3 protein-coding genes are annotated in these 2140 nt (G+C 31.0%); all 3 read left to right on the top strand.

The genetic code is table 11. The features are described from left to right. Nucleotides 1-175 precede the first annotated feature (175 nt). Genes LS69_RS09870 through LS69_RS09860 form a run of 3 tightly spaced genes read left to right on the top strand, consistent with a single transcriptional unit; the run spans nucleotide 176 to nucleotide 2047 of the window. Nucleotides 176-442 carry a hypothetical protein gene (locus tag LS69_RS09870; RefSeq protein WP_238699304.1) on the top strand — a complete coding sequence of 89 codons (267 nt, stop codon included), beginning with the start codon at nucleotides 176-178 and terminating at the stop codon, nucleotides 440-442. Beyond that, a complete protein-coding gene (locus tag LS69_RS09865; protein WP_194145494.1) occupies nucleotides 432-1067 on the top strand; it encodes a T6SS effector amidase Tae4 family protein in 636 nt (211 codons plus the stop codon). Before LS69_RS09870 ends, LS69_RS09865 begins: the two co-directional genes overlap by 11 nt. A gap of 2 nt (nucleotides 1068-1069) precedes the next feature. Beyond that, nucleotides 1070-2047, top strand: a complete 978-nt coding sequence (locus LS69_RS09860) for a hypothetical protein (protein ID WP_138124612.1) — start codon at nucleotides 1070-1072, stop codon at nucleotides 2045-2047. Nucleotides 2048-2140: the final 93 nt, after the last annotated feature.

Below are 2140 nucleotides of genomic sequence, written 5' to 3'. Positions count from 1 at the left end.
AACTTACAAATATTAACTTACAAGATATACAATCCCAAAGCAACAATACACTCACTAAAGATTCTCCACTCTTTATTTATATTCAAGATTATAAACTTACACTAAACAATTTAAGATTCCAATTATTGAAGATTTTAAAGAGAATGAGATTATCAAAGAATGGAAAAGAGAATCTTTGAGTAATAAGATTGTAGAAGTATATTTTAGTTATGGGGAAGAACAAATTAGATTGCAAGAGTATTCAAGGCATTCTGAAGATGTTAATTCGCATATTGTTACTAGGGATTGTAGGGATAATGAGGAGATAGAAATAACCTTAGAATCTTCAAATCATCAAAGATTTACAACTTGTGCTAAAATACATAATAATAAAGCAGTAATAAAGAATGTGTTTAAGAGTAAGTATATTGCTGTGGGGGAGGTTAAAGTTTATGTCAGATAAACCAATTCTTAGAATAGAAATCAAAAGACCAAGTTTTGAATATGTGAAAAAAGCGTATGAGGAGATCAATGGAATAGGCAATCAAGAAAATAATTACACAAAAGCTGAATTGAGATATGATTTTTGGGGGGGCAGAATTCAAAAAGCTTTTGAAAAAGAAAAAGAACAATACATTAATACTTGTGCGGTAAGAGTGAGTTATGCTCTGAATAAAGGGGGTATGCTACTAAAAGAATCATTGATAAAAAATGCAAAACACATTGATAAGCACAAAGCAATATTGCACGACATAAAGAAAGACATAGAAAGATACAGCAGGATAGACAAAGACAATAATTACTATATAACAAACTCCATAGATATGGAAACATTTTTGTGGATTAAGTGGGGAGTGCCGGAATTGGCGCAAAAAGAAATGAAAAATAAAATCCAAAACATAGAATTTCTTGATAAACTAAAAAAATTTAACAAACAGGGTATTATTACTATGAGGATTCACTTTAGTGATGCACAAGGACATACAACATTATGGGATAAAGATCATTTTACAGATGGCAGTAATTATTTGCAGCGCAATGATACCATAGTAACAGAGGCTCATTTTTGGGAGTTGCTTGAGGACTAAATATGAAAAAATTACTATTTTTATTGTTTTGCTGTTATGTATCCTTGAATGCGAATGAAAATCTTTATTTGTTATTAAAGATGAACCTAACACAAGAGGAATATTCTGCGACATTGCAATCTTTGAAAAGAAAAGGTTTGGCGTATTGCATAAATACTTTTAAAAATGATGATATAGTTTTGCAGGATATGGTGTTAGCTAAGCAATACATATCTATTGAACAAAACTTTGAAGAATCTTTTTATAAGCAATATCCAGAGACTTTACAAATGAAAAATGGTTGGAAACCACATAAGACAAGTGAAGTGGCGTTTAAATACACCCAAAGATATATTAATGCAAATGCCCCTTTTATGGCATATTATCAAACCTATGCGCCCTACAATAAATTTCCGATTCCGATACAAAATACAAATAATCTTGAATACCTAAATAGCTTTTTTAAAAGTCCAGCAATGGGAGGGGTAAATTATTTCATACCTTGTATGCAAATATATGATTCCAAAGAGTATCACGAATATTTACATAAGGTGATAAATTTCATTGTTTGTAAGAATTGCCAAAATTATACTGCGCTAGATTTGCAAAAATATCAAACAGAATATAATGAAATTGTTAGTATTTCCAAAATGGAGGGGTTTGCAAGATGCATAACGCATTATTATCAAGGCAGTATGGATTCGTCTAATAATTATGACAAGATGCCAAATGATATAAAAAGTGGGTATTTCTTGCTTAGTGTTTTTTTATCTGCTTATAATTGGAAATATGAATCTGACAAAATAAGAACAGAATTGGATTTGCACATTCATAGTGCTATGGAAGAATGGCACAATAGTGTTGCAACTACTGAAAATACAGCTCAAAAATCCTTAGAGCAACCACCTTATATATTTGGTTGTATGCAACTCTACGATTCCCCAGACTACCAAGCCGAAATTGAACGCATAGTAAAGAAGTATTGTAAGGATTGTAAATAATAATGTGGATAGAATCCTCCAATACGACACAAGAAACACAAGCCAATCTAACAAATACTCAAGAATCCCAAAGCAACAATACCCTCACTAAAG

Origin of the sequence: Helicobacter sp. MIT 05-5294 (assembly GCF_000765675.1) — a bacterium.
In the GTDB taxonomy this organism is placed as follows: domain Bacteria; phylum Campylobacterota; class Campylobacteria; order Campylobacterales; family Helicobacteraceae; genus Helicobacter_D.
This window is presented reverse-complemented; position numbering and strand designations above follow the sequence as displayed.